We start from the raw sequence: 680 nt of genomic DNA, 5'->3' as shown, positions 1-680 counted from the left end.
TCCTTCAGACCCCACCGTTGGCCAGTGACGCCCTTGCCATTCAGATTATCTTCCCCTTAGTCAGGGTGATAAGGCATCTTTCAGCCTATCGGGTTTGCCAGCTTCGCTGGGCAAACAAAAAACCCGTTACATTGCTGTAACGGGTTTCTTTAATTTAAATCCTGGCAATGTCCTACTTTCACATAGCAAATGCTACACTATCATCGGCGCTGTTTCGTTTCACTACTGAGTTCGGCATGGGGTCAGGTGGGTCCAAAACGCTATTGTTACCAAGAAAATTCGTTTCAATTTTCTTATTTTTATAATTTATTCAATTTAAAGTCTCTCGACTAAATTTGGAGCCTGGCAATGTCCTACTTTCACATAGCAAATGCTACACTATCATCGGCGCTGTTTCGTTTCACTACTGAGTTCGGCATGGAGTCAGGTGGGTCCAAAACGCTATTGTTACCAAGCAAATATGGTGCAAAGAATTAATGACAAGCACGTAGTGCTACCATTTTCTTTGCGCAAGGTGCCTCAACCTTAACGCTACGCGCTAAGAGTCACCTCTAAAATTTGGAAAATATCTGATAATATTTTTTAAGTCTTTGCGTAAATATCTACTTTAGTCATATTAACTTCTTGCTTGAACTGTCACATAAAACGCGTTTGGCGTTGTATGGTTAAGCCTCACGGGT

Annotated in this window: 2 rRNA genes; both read right to left on the bottom strand. The window is 41.8% G+C overall.

What is annotated here, in order from left to right:
• Positions 1-159: 159 nt before the first annotated feature.
• Positions 160-274, bottom strand: a 5S ribosomal RNA gene (gene rrf / locus H5058_RS18150).
• A gap of 66 nt (positions 275-340) precedes the next feature.
• Positions 341-455 (bottom strand): 5S ribosomal RNA (gene rrf / locus H5058_RS18145).
• Between the last annotated feature and the right edge of the window lie 225 nt (positions 456-680).

This window comes from Pseudoalteromonas sp. SR45-4 (genome assembly GCF_014163535.1).
In the GTDB taxonomy this organism is placed as follows: domain Bacteria; phylum Pseudomonadota; class Gammaproteobacteria; order Enterobacterales; family Alteromonadaceae; genus Pseudoalteromonas; species Pseudoalteromonas nigrifaciens.
The sequence above is the reverse complement of the archived record's forward strand: the minus strand, read 5'-3'. Positions and strand labels throughout refer to the sequence as shown.